This is a genomic window from Arthrobacter sp. ISL-48, assembly GCF_018613805.1.
In the GTDB taxonomy this organism is placed as follows: domain Bacteria; phylum Actinomycetota; class Actinomycetes; order Actinomycetales; family Micrococcaceae; genus Arthrobacter.
On sequence record NZ_JAGGPL010000001.1, the window covers coordinates 244,336 to 258,996 of the forward strand.

Sequence of the window (14,661 nt, forward strand, 5' to 3'; positions counted from 1 at the left end):
GCGCCGCCTCCATGGTTTCAAACCAGAACAGCCGCCGTTAGTCTCGTTGGGTGACTACAGAGATTGCACCTGCCGCCCGACCGCACACCCGCATCGACGCCGTGGCGGATGACTACACAGACACGCTCATCCGCCTGAATCCCTCATTTGCAACGACCCTCGGTCTGCCGGGGCACGAGACCGAGTACCCGGACTACTCCCCCGCCGGAATTGCGGAATTCGCCGAGGCAGCGCGTGGAGCGCTTACCGCCCTTGACGGCCTCGAACCCCAGGATGACGTCGACGCCGTCACACTGGATGCGATGCGCGAGCGGCTGGGCCTTCAGTTGGAAATCCACGACTCCGGCTGGGATGAAGCAGAGCTCAACAACATTGCATCGCCGGCGCAGGACATCCGCGCCATCTTCGACCTCATGCCCACCGAGACCGGCCAGCACTGGGAACACATCGCCGGCCGCGCCCTCAACGTTCCCGGCGCACTCAGTGGCTACATCGACTCGCTGCGGCAGGCCCGCGACGCCGGTCATGTTTCGGCAGCGCGCCAAGTGTCCATCGTCATCGAGCAGGCCACCAAGTACGCTGCCGCTGACGGATTCTTCGCCAAGCTGGCATCCGGAGCGAAGACTGCCAACGGACCCCTCGACGCTGCCATACAGGAAAGGCTCGACGCCGGCGCTGCCGCCGCCCGGAGGGCCTATGCGGAGTTGGCCGGTTTCCTCCGGGCGGAGCTGCTGCCCGCCGCGCCACAGAAGGACGCTGTGGGCAGGGAACGTTATGCCCTGGCCTCGCGGTCCTTCCTGGGTGCCGCCGTTGACCTTGAAGAAACGTACGACTGGGGTGTGCAGGAACTCGACCGGCTGATTGCCGAACAGGAACAGGTGGCAGCCGCCATCAAAGCCGGTGCCACCATTGCCGAAGCCAAGGAGATCCTGAACAACGATCCCGCCCGCCAGCTCAAGGGCACCGACGCGCTCCAGGCCTGGATGCAGGAACTCTCGGACAAGGTGGTAGCCGAGCTTGCAGGAGTGCACTTCGACGTCCCGGACGTCATGAAGAAACTGGAGTGCCTGATCGCCCCCACCGACGAGGGAGGCATCTACTACACCGGCCCCTCCGACGACTTCAGCCGACCCGGAAGGATGTGGTGGTCGGTCCCCGCTGGCGAGGACACCTTCACCACCTGGGCCGAAACAACCACCGTTTTCCACGAAGGCGTCCCCGGCCACCACTTGCAGGTGGCCACGGCGACCTACAGGCGGGAGCTGCTCAATAACTGGCGGCGCAACGTCTGCTGGACCTCCGGCCACGGTGAGGGCTGGGCCCTTTACGCGGAAAAACTCATGCAGGAACTGGGCTACCTGTCCGACCCGGGTGACCACATGGGCATGCTCGACATGCAGCGCATGCGTGCCGCCCGGGTGGTCTTCGACATCGGCGTCCACCTGGAACTGGAGCTCCCGGAGCGTTGGGGATCCGGAACGTGGACTCCGGAGAAGGGCTACGGATTCCTAAGAGAGAACCTGCCCATCAGCGAAGGCCAGCTCAACTTCGAGTTCACCCGTTACCTCGGATGGCCGGGGCAGGCCCCCTCCTACAAGGTGGGCCAGCGGCTCTGGGAACAGATCCGCGCCGAACTCGAAACCCGGCCGGGCTTTGACCTCAAGGCTTTCCACACCAGCGCCCTGAACGTCGGCTCCGTAGGGCTCGATACCCTCAGGCGGGCGCTGCTTTCCTAACAACCCTCGAGCAAGGGAGGGCAGACGCCCTCGGCGAGACATTTGCCACACCCCGGCCGGGAATACTTAACAATGGTCTCGGAAACTGTTGATTCTGCGCGGATCGTGGTCCCATCTCGAACCAGTGGCCACGTAACATTTCTCAATGTTCGTTCGCGGTGGTATATGCGATGCCTCTAGCGTAGTCAGGTGACCACTCAAACCCGCACCCCCGATTCCGCAGGAAAGACCGGTTTCCAGCTGCCCAAGTGGGCTGGCTCTTTCGGCTTCCAGATCATCGCCGCCCTCATTGTTGGCCTGGGCCTCGGCCTGCTGGCCAAGTACACCGGCAGCACCAAGGCCAGCCCGAACGGCCTTGGGGCCACTCTCCAGACCATCGGCTCCAGCTACGTGTCGTTGCTGCAGACCGCCGTGGTGCCGCTGATCTTCACCGCCGTCGTCAGTTCAATCTCCAACCTGCGACAGGTGTCCAACGCCGCGAAGCTGGCCTGGAACACCCTGCTCTGGTTCGCCATCACGTCACTGATCGCCGTACTGATCGGCATCGGACTGGGCGTCCTCCTGCAGCCCGGCGCGAATACGGGAATCACCGAGCAAGCCAAGTACGCCGGCAAGTCCGGTGACTGGTGGTCCTTCCTGGTCGGACTCTTCCCAAAGAACTTCCTGGGCCTGGGCGCCAGCACCACCGTGACCGAGGGCGTGGCCACCACTTCCGTCAGCTTCAACGTGCTCCAGATCCTGGTAATCGCCATCGCCGTCGGTGTTGCAGCGCTCAAAGTGGGCAAGGCAGCCGAGCCGTTCCTGAACCTCAACGCCTCAGCCCTGGCCGTCATCCAGAAGGTCCTGTGGTGGATCATCCGGATCGCACCGTTGGGGACCGTGGGCCTCATCGGCAACGCCGTGGCCGTGTACGGCTGGGACACCATCGGTTCCCTGGGGAAGTTCGCCGTCGCCATCTATGTAGGCCTGGCCCTTGTCCTCTTCGTCGTCTATCCCGTGCTGGTCCGCACCCACGGCCTCTCCGTGAAGCAGTACTTCTCCGGTGTGTGGCCAGCCGTTCAGCTGGCCTTCGTGTCCCGCTCTTCGGTGGGAACCCTCCCGCTGACCCAGCGGGTGACTGAACGCAGCCTGGGTGTTCCCCGCGCCTACGCATCCTTCGCGGTACCCCTTGGTGCCACCACGAAAATGGATGGCTGCGCCGCGATCTACCCCGCTGTCTCCGCGATCTTCGTGGCCCAGTTCTTCGGCATCCAGCTGGACTTCAGCCAGTACGTGCTCATCGCCCTCGTCTCGGTTCTGGGTTCCGCGGCAACTGCGGGCACCACCGGCGCCGTCGTCATGCTCACGCTGACCCTCTCCACGCTGGGACTGCCGCTGGCCGGCGTCGGACTTCTCCTGGCGATTGATCCGATCCTGGACATGGGCCGTACTGCAGTCAACGTCGCAGGCCAGGCGTTGGTCCCCACCATCGTGGCCAAGCGTCAGGGCATCCTGGACGAGGCGCTTTACAACGCGCCCCGCAACGGGACCCCCTTTGTGGATGACGACGCCGATTCCGCCGCTGCTGATCCCTCAGCGGCCGCGGCTCCCGCGGCAGGCCGCGAGCTGGCCGACGCGAAGTAAGGTCACGGCCCAACACGCCACAGCGCAGGAAGTCCCCGGGAATTTCCCGGGGACTTCCGTGTTTGTGGCGGCGTTCGACGGCGGCGGGCCAAGGTTCCGCCTTAGCTCTTAGCGGCCGCCTCCCCCGATCACCCCGCTCTGCACGGCTTTGGTCACGGCGTCGGCTTCAGCCTGGGTCAGCTTGCCATCCGTGACTGCCTTGTCCAGCCTGGTCTTCAGGGCCGCGGCCCGCTCTGCCTGTTCAGCGGTGCGCAGCTCATCCAGCGCTGCGGTGACTTTGGCTTCGTCGATGCCCAGCGAGGCTGCGAGCGACTTTGCCAGGGCAGCCTGGGTGGCTGCCGGGTCTGGCCGGGTTCCTTCCGCCGGACTAGCCGGTGGAGTAGCTGGCTTGTTGGCATCGCGGAATGCCTTGAGTGCGTCGGTGACCTTACTCTCGTCCACTCCAAGCTTGGCGGCCAAGTCTGCTGCCTTTACACCGCCGAAACCGCCGCGGCCGCCGTGCCTGCCCCCGCCGTCGGCCGGAGCGGTTCCATCCGGTGAGGCAGTGGAGCTTGCGCTCGGGGCAGGCGTAACGGTGGTGGTTGCCGAGGCCATGCCTGCAACTCCGATCCCGGTGCCCAGGGCGAGGGCCGCGGCCGAGAGGCCGAGGGTGATTCTCTTTTTGCGTGACATACCTTGTCTCCTGGATCTGCCGTCTGGTGACGGCGGCTCGTCGTGACGGACCCTTTCGGGATAGTCCAAGTCTTCAACGGCAGGATTTCGAGGAGCTGTCGGGAACCTTTCATCTTCCTGTGAATGCGGGCGCCTACACCTAGTCCACCCAGCAAGAATTGCGCATCGTGCAAAATTGCACATAGTGTAAGAAAATGCAGTCAGACTCACTGGAGTCCGGAACTCCCGGCACCTCACCAACCCCGCCGTCGCGTCGGGAAAAGAACAAAGCGGCCACCCGCCAGGCCATCACTGATGCAGCCCTGGCGCTGCTTCGCAGCAAGGGCGCCGGAAACTTCACCGTGGAGGACATAGCGGACTCCGCGGGCATCTCCCGGCGAACGTTCTTCAACTACTTCGGCAGCACCGATGCTGCACTCGCGTCCATGACTTATGGCTTTCTGGACAGCGCCCTCCAGCAGTTCCGGCGGCGCCCGTCCCGAGAACCCATCCTCGAGTCCGCCCGGGCCGCACTGCTGGAACTGGCAGACCCCATGACTGTTGCCCCCCTGGCGGAGCTGTTTACCCTCATCCAGCAGAACCCGCAGCTGTCCCGCTCAGAATTGGAGGCGTGGGACCACTGCACCGAACAGATCATCACCGCTGCACGGGAACGCTTCGCTGCAGCTCCGGGCGCCGTGATCGATGAACTGTATCTGCGCGCCCTTGCAGGGTCAGTGATTTCCTGCGGCAAGGCCGCTATGGACGTGTGGTTTGCGCGCGGGGGTGCTGACATGTCGCCAGCATCACTCTCCGTGCTCCGCCAACTGCTGATCGATGCCATCGGCCACCTTGGCTCCGGCTTCGACGGCCACGCACTCTCCGAATCCACTCCCCTCGAAGATCGGCACTGACATGGCTCTATTGCTGTACCGCCTCGGCAAGTTCTCGTACCGCCACCGGTGGCTGGTCGTTTCAGCGTGGCTGGCCGTGCTCGTCGCCGCCGGAGGCTCAGCGGCCGCCTTCCATGGCACCTTGTCGAACAGTTTCCAGATCCCTGGTACCGAGACCCAGCAGATGGCGGACAAGCTCAAGAAGGAGCTGCCCTCATCCTCGGGCGGGTCCGCCAGCATCGTGTTCGAAGCCAACGGTGCGCAGTTCACCCAGGCCGGCAGGGATGCTGTATCCGCGGCCCTGACCAAGCTCAAGACCATCCCAGATGTGCAGGGGACTGTTGATCCGTTCACCACCCAGGCCCAGCTGGACGAGGCCGGCCAGGGTATTACCGACGGCGAGCAGCAGATCGCGGCCGGCCAGGCGCAGCTTGACGCGTCGCGCGCCCAGCTCGAGGCCGGAACAGCTCAACTCACGGCCGCCGAGCAGCAGCTTGCGGCCTCCGGCGCCCCGCCGAGCGTCATCGAAGCCCGGCTCGGACAACAGAGGACCGCGCTCGCGACGGGACAGCAAAAGCTCGACGCCGGAACGCAGGAGCTTGCAGCCGCCAAGGCCCAGCTGGAGCTCGGCAAGCGCCAGGCCGGGTCGTCTGCCGGGTTGCGGTTCGTCTCCGAGGACGGCAAGGCGGCCATCGCGCAGGTCCAGTTCAAGACCTCGATCAACGGCCTCACGCCAGAGGTCCGCCAAGAAGTCCAGGACATCGTCAAGGAGGTCTCCTCCGCGGACGTCACCGCACTGCCCAGCAAGGAGATCAGCGAGGACATCTCCGAGCTCTTCGGCACTGCAGAGATCATCGGCATCGCCGTCGCGGCCCTGGTCCTGGTCCTCATGCTGGGTACCCTGATCGCCGCCGGGCTTCCGCTGCTGATGGCCATCGTCGGCGTCGCCGTGGGGGTTGGCGGTACCTTCGCCCTGAGCGGCGCCGTGGACATGAGCTCGATCTCCCCGATGCTGGCCCTCATGCTCGGCCTGGCCGTGGGCATCGACTACTCCCTGTTCATCGTCAACCGGCACCGCGGCCAACTGCTCGCCGGTATGGACGCGGAGGAATCGGTGGCGCTGGCCACCGGAACCTCCGGCAATGCAGTCCTTTTCGCCGGCCTGACCGTCATCATTGCACTCGCAGCCTTGGTGGTTCCCGGCCTGCCCTTCCTGGCCGTGATGGGTCTATCTGCCGCCGCCACGGTGGCTGTCGCCGTCGTCGTCGCCCTGACCCTGACGCCAGCCATCCTCTCATTCGTGGGCCGGAAGCTGATTTCCAAGCGGGCGTGGGCCAAGGCGGAGAAGCACAACGCCAGGCCTTCCCATGACGAGGAAGACCGTGCCAAGGACGAATACCGCAGCAGCCACGGCTGGGGCGGCATGGTCACCAACCACCCCTGGCTGGCATTGCTTGCCGGCGTTGTCCTGCTCGGCGTCATGGCCCTGCCCGCCAGCCAGCTGCGCCTCGCCCTGCCGGACGCCAGTTCCGAGCCGGTCGCCTCGCAGGCGTTCCAGGCCTACGACGTCACGAAGCGCAGCTTCGGCGAGGGCATGACCGGACCGATCATCGTCGTCGGGGGCCTCCCGGAGGGCCTGAGCGCAACCGAGGCGCAGGCCAAGCAGTTCGACGTCGCGGACATACTGCGCGGGACGGAGAACGTCGCAGCCGCGGTGCCACTGGCACTCAGCCAGGACCGCCGCACTGCGGTCTTCCAGGTCATCCCTCGAGAGGGCCCAGCCAGCGCCAGCACCGTCCAGGTGGTTTCCGAACTGCGCGCCGAGAAGGGGCAGATCAAGGACACCACTGGCGTCAGTATCGGCCTGACCGGCCAGACCGCCGGCAACGTGGATGTCTCCACCAAGCTCGGCAACGCCCTGCCGCCGTATTTGGCGATCGTCGTCGGACTCTCCCTGCTCCTGCTGCTGCTCGTCTTCCGTTCCATCTGGGTGCCGCTGTTGGCCACCGGTGGCTTCCTGCTCTCGCTCGCCGCCTCCTTCGGCGCCGTCGTCGCGGTCTACCAGTGGGGCTGGCTCGGAGCCATCTTCGGCGTGGAAAACCCGGGCGCCGTGCTGAGCTTCCTGCCCATCATCCTGATCGGAGTGCTTTTCGGACTGGCCATGGACTACCAGGTGTTCATCACGTCCGGCATGCGCGAGTCCTATATGCACGGCGAACTGGCCAGGCACGCCGTCCGGACGGGCTTCAGCCACGCATCCGCAGTAGTCACAGCCGCCGCGATCATCATGGTCAGCGTGTTCTCCGGCTTCATCTTCAGCCATCTGAACATGGTCCGGCCGCTGGGCTTCGCGATGGCGTTCGGTGTGCTGATCGACGCTTTCGTGGTCCGGATGACCATCGTGCCCGCCGTGATGTACCTGCTGGGAAGCAAGGCCTGGTGGCTGCCGAAGTGGCTGGAGCGGATCCTTCCGGACGTCGACGTTGAAGGCGCCAAGCTGCGGCAGGGCACCACCGCCGCACAGTCATCGACGGAGCTGGTCCACTAGGCTGCAGCAGGCCTATTAAGCTGGAGCCGTGACCCGCCTCATCCTCGCCTCCCAGTCTCCCGCCCGCACCAAGCTCCTGGCCGACGCCGGTATCAGCCACTCCGTTCTGGTCTCCGACGTGGACGAGGACGCAGTCCAGGCCCGTTACGGCGTCACGGATCCGCACGATACCGCACTGCTGCTGGCCCGGGCCAAGGCGGAGGCCGTCGCGGCGCTGCCGGACGCCGAGGGCGCCCTGGTACTTGGTTGCGACTCCGTGTTCGAGTTCGGCGGCGAGGCGCACGGCAAGCCCTACACTGCCGGCGTCGCACGCGAGCGGATGCTCAGGATGAGCGGCAACAGCGGCGTGCTGCACACCGGGCACTGGCTGGTGGACTGCCGGGACACCATGCCCGACGACGGCGATGCAGCGCCGGGGTCCGGCGCCACTCTGGGGGCCGTCACCTCAGCCGAAGTCCACTTCACCGAGATGGAGCCGGACGAAATCGACGCGTACATCGCCACAGGCGAGCCGCTGCACTGCGCGGGGTCGTTCACCATCGACGGCCTGGGAGGTGCGTTCATCAGGAAGGTGGACGGCGATCCCCACGCCGTCGTCGGGCTGTCCATCTCCACGCTCCGCAGTCTCCTGGCCCAGGCGAACGTTCGCATCACGGAGCTTTGGCCCGCCCGATAAAGGACCCAATTTCGAAGACATTTGTAGCTTCCCTACAAAGCCTTCGCCGTTTACACGCGGAATCCGCAAGTAAAATCGGCTGAACCCTCAAAATCGCGCTAGGCTCCCACAAGGAAAGAAGGAGACGCCTTGTCAGCAAATTTGGAGCAGTCCGCAAGTCCCGTGCAGTCGAACCTCACAAAGGTGCTGATCGCCAACCGTGGCGAAATCGCAGTGCGGATCATCCGCGCAGCACGTGATGAAGGCATCGCCTCAGTGGCTGTCTACGCTGATCCCGACCGCGATGCACTGCATGTCCGGCTTGCCGACGAGGCCTACTCCCTGGGTGGCAACACTGCTGCCGAGTCATACCTGGTCATGGACAAGATCATCGACGCTGCCCGACAGTCCGGCGCCGACGCCATCCACCCCGGCTACGGCTTCCTCTCAGAGAACGCCCAGTTCGCCGCCAAGGTCATCGACGCCGGCATCACCTGGATCGGCCCTTCCCCCGAGGCGATCTCCGCCCTGGGCGACAAGGTCCAGGCCCGCCACATCGCCGAGAAGGTGGGCGCACCGCAGGTTCCCGGCACCGCCGACCCGGTGGAGTCCGCCGAGGAAATCCTCGACTTCGTGGACAAGTTCGGCCTGCCCGTGGCCATCAAGGCTGCCTTCGGCGGCGGTGGCCGGGGAATCAAGGTCGCCCGCACCCGCGAAGAAATCCCCGAACTGTTCGAATCTGCCGTCCGTGAGGCCGTCGCCGCCTTCGGCCGGGGCGAATGCTTCATCGAGCGCTTCCTTGACGCGCCCCGGCACGTCGAAACCCAATGTCTGGCAGATGCGCACGGCAATGTGGTGGTCGTATCCACCCGTGACTGCTCGCTGCAGCGCCGCAACCAGAAACTCGTCGAGGAAGCCCCCGCACCGTTCCTCACCGAGGAGCAGAACCGCCGCCTCTATGAATCCTCCAAGGCGATCCTGAAGGAAGCCGGTTACCTGGGCGCAGGCACGTGTGAATTCCTGGTGGGCCAGGACGGCACCATCTCCTTCCTGGAGGTCAACACCCGGCTCCAGGTGGAGCACTGCGTCTCCGAAGAGGTCACGGGAATCGACCTGGTCCGCGAGCAGTTCCGGCTGGCCCGCGGCGAGGAACTCGGCTATGACGACCCCGAGGTCCGCGGCCACTCGTTCGAATTCCGCATCACCGGTGAGGATCCCGGCCGCAACTTCATGCCGGCACCTGGCACCGTGCGTGTACTGAAGAACCCCACCGGCCCCGGAATCCGCATCGATTCCGGGATCGAGCAGGGCGATGTCATCAGCGGCAACTTCGACTCCATGCTTTCCAAGCTCATCGTGACCGGAGCCAGCCGCCCCCAGGCGCTGCAGCGCGCCCGCCGTGCGCTCCAGGAAATGGTGGTGGAAGGGATTCCCACGGTCATCCCCTTCGACCTCGCCGTCGTTTCGGACCCGGCCTTCGCCCCGGTGGAGGGACCGTTCAAGGTCCACACCCGGTGGATTGAAACCGAATTCGTCAACAACCTTCCCGCCTGGACCCCGGACGGAGCCGGACACACAGATGACGACGCCGGGTCGCGGCACCGCGTGGTGGTTGAAGTCGGCGGCAAGCGCCTCGAGGTCGTGCTGCCTGCCTCCCTGGGCTCCCTCGGGTCGGGTTTCGGCGCCGCTGCAACGAAACCCGGAAAGTCCAAAAAGCGCGCGCGCTCGGGCGGGCCGGCCGCCACTGCAACCGGTGACGCCCTCACCTCACCCATGCAGGGCACCATCGTGAAGGTGGCCGTGGCCGACGGCGATGTTGTCTCTGAAGGCGATCTGGTGGTGGTGCTCGAGGCGATGAAGATGGAGCAGCCCCTCACCGCCCACCGATCCGGGACCATTACCGGACTCAGCGCGCAGGCCGGTGAGACGGTTTCGGCCGGCGCCGTCATCGCCACGATCGAAGACTGATTTACTGCCGGAGGCACCCATGATTGCACCAAGTTTTGAAGAAGAAGTTGACCGTTACCACCTGGCCGTTCCGGAGATCACCCGAGGTAATCCCGCCCCGGTCAAGGAACTTTATTCCCGGCTCGACGACGTGACCCTGGCCAACCCGTTCGGCGGCATCGCCCGAGGGTGGGCACAGGTGGAGGCCCGGCTTGACCAGGCTTCCCGGCACTATCATGAGGGCGAGATGCTCGGCTTCGACACCGTCACGTCCTACACGGCCCGTGACACTGCCTACCTCGTTGAGACGGAGCATTTCCGCGCACGCCTCGACGGTGCCGCGGTCGCGGAGGAGTTCGCACTGCGGGTGACCAGCATCTTCCGGCGCGAAGAGGGTTACTGGAAGCTCGTCCACCGGCACGCGGACCCGGCTGCCCAGCCGCAGTCGCGGCGGTCACTGGCACCAGCTGCCGCTCTCTGATCGCCGCTGTTGTTCCGGCACGGCCCTGGGTCTGCCGTCGGGCCTCGGGCGTCGCCCTCTGGCATCCCGACGGGGCCCCGGGCAGACTTAGCGTGTGAAGCCTTTCCTGCTCCTGGCATCCCGGGCCGAAGACGCCGCCGCCGAGGATGAGTACGCGGCATACCTGAAGTACGGTGGCCTGGCGCCGGCGCAGTTGCGACGCATCAGGCTGGAGGCCGCTCCCCTGCCCGAACTGGAGCTGTCTGACTATGCGGGCGTGATCGTGGGCGGCAGCCCCTTCACGTCCAGTGACTCGGACGATCATAAGAGCCCTACCCAGCACCGGGTGGAAGGCGAGCTGTCAGGTCTGCTGGACCGAATCGTGGCCGCGGACTTTCCCTTTCTGGGCGCATGCTACGGCGTGGGGACGCTCGGGGCGCACCAGGGAGCCGTTATCGACAGGACGTTCGGAGAGCCGCTGGGCGGAGTGGAAATTGAACTGACGGAGGCCGGGCTCGCCGATCCTCTGCTGCAGGGGATGCCCCGCCGCTTCACGGCCTTCACCGGACACAAGGAGGCATGCACCTCGCTGCCGTCCCACGCCGTGCTGTTGGCAACATCCAAGGCCTGCCCCGTGCAAATGTTCCGGATCAGGGAGAATCTGTACGCAACCCAGTTCCACCCAGAGCTGGATGTGGGCGGCCTGGTGACCCGGATCGACATCTACCGCCATGCCGGGTATTTTCCGCCGGAGTCCGCCGAGGAACTCATGGAGAACGCGCGGCAGTTCACGGTCACGGAGCCCACCAACATCCTGAAGAATTTCGTGGCCAGGTACGCCGTCGGCTGAAACTGCGGTGCGTTCCTGCCCGGTTACCTGGCCCCGGACAGCCAAATGCCCGGCGTACTCCCCCGAATCACAGAGAGAACGCCGGGCACTTTGGCCACTAACCGGGCTGGAACGTACAGACTGTCAGTAACAGGATAAAGCGTCAGGCGACGTTGTTCTCGTAGTCCAGGTCCCTGGTTTCCTTGCTGACGAACAGGGCGATAAGCGTCAGCACGGCCATGACAGTGAGGTAGACGCCCACCAGCACCGGGCTGCCCTTGGCCGATTCCCACAGCCAGACGGCGATGAAGGGGGCAACCGCTGCACCCAGGATGCTGGACACGTTGTAGCTGACGGCGGAGCCTGTGTACCGGACGTTAGTGGGGAACAACTCCGGCAGCAGGGCACCCATGGGTCCGAACGTCAGTCCCATCAGGGAGAAGCCGATGATCAGCAAGGCCATGGTGCCGACGAACCCGCCGCTGAACAGCGGGACGAACAGCAGGCCGAAGGCGAAGATGCCCGGAGTCACGGCGATCAGCATCTTCCGGCGGCCATACTTCTCGGCGAGCGGACCCGAGACCAGGGTGAAGATGCCGAAGAAGACGACGCCTGCAATCAGCATCCAGAGGAAATCGTTGCGGGTGTAGCCCAGGCCGGGCACGAACGTGGCGACGGCCGCCTCGGTCATGGGCTTGCCGGACTTCTCTGCCGCTGCCTTGGCGGCGTCCAGGCTGGAGGCGCGGGTGCCGTAGGTCAGCGTGAACGTTGTCATCAGGTAGAAGAGCACATAAGTGGCAAGCATGATGAATGTACCCAGGATGAGCTGGCGCCAGCTGGACCTGAAAACACGGCCCAGGGGCAGCTTGGCCACCTCGTTGGATTCGATCACCTTGGTGAACGCGGGAGTCTCGATCAGCTTGAGGCGGACGTAGAGGCCGATGATGACCATGACGGCGCTGAGCAGGAACGGCACGCGCCAGCCCCAGTCCGCGAAGGCGGCCGGTGAGAGTGCGTAGCTGAAGACCAGGAAGATCACGTTGGCGATGATGAAGCCGATGGGAGCGCCGAGCTGCGGGAAGGTGCCGTAGATGGCCCTCTTGTTCGCCGGAGCGTTCTCGGTGGCCAGCAGGGCAGCACCGCTCCATTCGCCGCCGAGGGCGAGGCCCTGTGCGAAGCGCATGACCACCAGCAGTGCCGGAGCCCAGAATTCCCAGCCCGGGACAAGCGCGGTGGGCAGGCAGCCGATGAGGAAGGTGGCAATACCCATGGTGAGCAGCGACGCCACCAGGGTGCCCTTGCGGCCGAACTTGTCTCCGAAGTGGCCGAAGACGATGGAGCCAACGGGACGGGCAACGAAGGCGACGCCGAAGACCGCGAAGGAGCTCAGCAGCTGGGTGGTTTCGTTCTGGCCGGGGAAGAACAGCCTGGGAAACACCAGGACGGCGGCCGTGGCGTAGACGTAAAAGTCGTAGAACTCAACGGTGGTGCCTATCAGGCTGGCAACAATCACGCGTCCGCGCGAGTTCACCGCCTTGGCAGAGCCTGGCTCCGCCGAAGTTTCAATGGATGGCATGTGGGGCACTTTCGTGAAGACCGGCCGGACACAGCAATGCCGTGTCTGGAAAGGAATAGTTAGAGTTCAATATTAGTTCCGGACGTCCAGTCAATGGACAAAAGGTCCGCTATTTGGACCCGAGCGATCCGTCTCATTTTCGGCTCCTCACGCCGTCCCGGAGCCTCCGATAGGCAAATGTCACAGCGCGTTAACAATCCGCGACCATCCGCGAAACGCGCCTTCCCTACCGTGGTAGTACAACATCCCCCCAGAGGAGGTACACCGTGACTGTTGACCGCACCGCAGATGCCGGCACCGGCAATTCCGTAGATCTTGACGTTGAACCCTTACACGGAGGCGTGCCTGCATCCGCCAGCGCCCAGCTCGGCTCCACCGGTACAACCACCGCCCCCGCCCTTGAATTCCGCCCCGGCCGCTGGATCGCCAACTGGGATGCCGAGAACAAGGAGCAGTGGGAATCCGCAGGGCGCTCCATCGCCCGCCGCAACCTTAACTGGTCCATCTTCGCCGAGTTCCTCGGCTTCGTGGTCTGGCAACTGTGGTCCATCGTCGTGGTCCAGCTCCCCGGGGCCGGCTTCAAGATCGACACCAACCAGATCTTCTGGCTGATCTCCATGCCCAGCCTGGTAGGCGCCACGCTCCGCATCCCGTACACCTTCATGGTTCCGCGCTTCGGCGGACGGAACTGGACCATCGTGTCCGCCCTCCTCCTCCTGATCCCCTCGATCGGACTGGCCCTCTGCGTCTCCAACCCGGAAACCCCGTTCGGCGTCATGCTGCTGGTGGCGGCCCTGGCCGGCTTCGGCGGCGGCAACTTCGCCAGCTCCATGGCCAACATCACCTTCTTCTACCCGGCCCGCGAGAAAGGCTGGGCCCTGGGCCTGAACGCCGCCGGCGGTAACATGGGTGCGGCCATTGCACAGCTTGCCGTCCCCATCGTTATCACCCTGCTGGCGGCAGGAAGCGTCAACCTGCCCATGGCAGGCTGGATGTGGGTGCCCTTGATCCTGATCGCAGCATTCGGCGCCTTCAAGTACATGGACAACCTCTCCAGCGCCAAGGGGGACGTTGCCGGCTCGGTGGCTGCCCTCAAGGAACCGCATCTGTGGATCATGGCCCTGCTGTACATCGGCACCTTCGGCTCCTTCATCGGCTTCGCCGGCGTGTTCCCCAAGCTCATCAAGGACTACTTCCCCGCGTTCTCCTCCATCGGAGTGGGCACCGTGGCGCTGTCCCTGGCCTTCCTCGGCCCGCTGGTCGGTTCCCTCGCACGGCCCTATGGCGGCCGCATGGCTGACCGCATGGGCGGCGCCCGGATGACCGTTGCAGCCTTCGCTTCCATGGCCGTGATTACCCTGACCATGATCTGGACCCTTCCGCTGAAGAACTTCTGGCTCTTCCTGGTCTTGTTCCTGCTCCTGTTCACGGCGAGCGGCTTCGGCAACGGCGCCACATACCGGATGATTCCGATCATCTTCGCCACCTCCAGCCGCGCCGCCAAGTCCGGTGCCAGTACTGTAGCCACGCAGCGCCTGGCATCCTCGGCACTCGGCCTCATCTCCGCCATCGGCGCCTACGGCGGGTTTGTTATCCCGCAGGTGCTGAACGCGTCCAACACCGCCAGCGGATCCTACACGCCGGCCTTCTACGGATTCGTCGGAGCCTATGTCCTGATGCTGGTTGTCTGCTGGGCCTTCTACATCCGCAACGCCAACCGAAATGCGATGGGACACGTCTAAC

At 64.9% G+C, this 14,661-nt stretch carries 11 protein-coding genes; 9 read left to right on the forward strand and 2 right to left on the reverse strand.

Annotated features, from left to right (window positions below; translation table 11 throughout):
* Nucleotides 1–50: 50 nt before the first annotated feature.
* Together J7E83_RS01095 and J7E83_RS01100 are read left to right on the forward strand one after the other, a co-directional pair.
* The gene (locus J7E83_RS01095; protein ID WP_214958571.1) at nucleotides 51–1,736 is read left to right on the forward strand and encodes a DUF885 domain-containing protein; all 1,686 of its coding nucleotides are present in this window, start codon (nucleotides 51–53) and stop codon (nucleotides 1,734–1,736) included.
* Nucleotides 1,737–1,925: 189 nt separating this feature from the next.
* On the forward strand, nucleotides 1,926–3,359 hold the full coding sequence (locus J7E83_RS01100) for a dicarboxylate/amino acid:cation symporter (protein ID WP_214958572.1): 1,434 nt from the start codon (nucleotides 1,926–1,928) through the stop codon (nucleotides 3,357–3,359).
* Between the two features lie 108 nt (nucleotides 3,360–3,467).
* Here J7E83_RS01100 and J7E83_RS01105 read toward each other — a convergent pair whose 3' ends face one another.
* Complete coding sequence (locus tag J7E83_RS01105) at nucleotides 3,468–4,031, reverse strand: hypothetical protein (RefSeq protein WP_214958573.1); 564 nt, start codon at nucleotides 4,029–4,031, stop codon at nucleotides 3,468–3,470.
* Nucleotides 4,032–4,225: 194 nt separating this feature from the next.
* On the opposite strand from J7E83_RS01105, the gene J7E83_RS01110 reads away from it, so the two are divergent.
* The 6 genes from J7E83_RS01110 (at nucleotide 4,226) to J7E83_RS01135 (ending at nucleotide 11,363) form a co-directional block, all read left to right on the forward strand.
* Nucleotides 4,226–4,924 (forward strand): TetR/AcrR family transcriptional regulator, encoded by a 699-nt coding sequence (locus J7E83_RS01110; protein WP_214958574.1) that lies wholly within the window; start codon nucleotides 4,226–4,228, stop codon nucleotides 4,922–4,924.
* Between the two features lies 1 nt (nucleotide 4,925).
* Nucleotides 4,926–7,451, forward strand: coding sequence for an MMPL family transporter (locus J7E83_RS01115; protein ID WP_214958575.1), 2,526 nt, complete (start codon nucleotides 4,926–4,928; stop codon nucleotides 7,449–7,451).
* Between the two features lie 28 nt (nucleotides 7,452–7,479).
* Nucleotides 7,480–8,127 (forward strand): nucleoside triphosphate pyrophosphatase, encoded by a 648-nt coding sequence (locus J7E83_RS01120; RefSeq protein WP_214958576.1) that lies wholly within the window; start codon nucleotides 7,480–7,482, stop codon nucleotides 8,125–8,127.
* 129 nt (nucleotides 8,128–8,256) lie between these two features.
* Nucleotides 8,257–10,074, forward strand: coding sequence for a biotin carboxylase N-terminal domain-containing protein (locus J7E83_RS01125; protein ID WP_214958577.1), 1,818 nt, complete (start codon nucleotides 8,257–8,259; stop codon nucleotides 10,072–10,074).
* Nucleotides 10,075–10,093: 19 nt separating this feature from the next.
* A complete protein-coding gene (locus J7E83_RS01130; RefSeq protein ID WP_214958578.1) occupies nucleotides 10,094–10,534 on the forward strand; it encodes a DUF4440 domain-containing protein in 441 nt (146 codons plus the stop codon).
* Between the two features lie 94 nt (nucleotides 10,535–10,628).
* Nucleotides 10,629–11,363, forward strand: a complete 735-nt coding sequence (locus J7E83_RS01135; protein WP_214958579.1) for a glutamine amidotransferase — start codon at nucleotides 10,629–10,631, stop codon at nucleotides 11,361–11,363.
* Nucleotides 11,364–11,505: 142 nt separating this feature from the next.
* Here J7E83_RS01135 and J7E83_RS01140 read toward each other — a convergent pair whose 3' ends face one another.
* Nucleotides 11,506–12,918: an MFS transporter gene (locus J7E83_RS01140; protein ID WP_214958580.1), complete on the reverse strand. Its 1,413-nt coding sequence runs from the start codon at nucleotides 12,916–12,918 to the stop codon at nucleotides 11,506–11,508.
* A gap of 266 nt (nucleotides 12,919–13,184) precedes the next feature.
* On the opposite strand from J7E83_RS01140, the gene J7E83_RS01145 reads away from it, so the two are divergent.
* Nucleotides 13,185–14,660, forward strand: a complete 1,476-nt coding sequence (locus J7E83_RS01145) for an MFS transporter (protein WP_214958581.1) — start codon at nucleotides 13,185–13,187, stop codon at nucleotides 14,658–14,660.
* The last annotated feature ends 1 nt before the right edge of the window (nucleotide 14,661 follow it).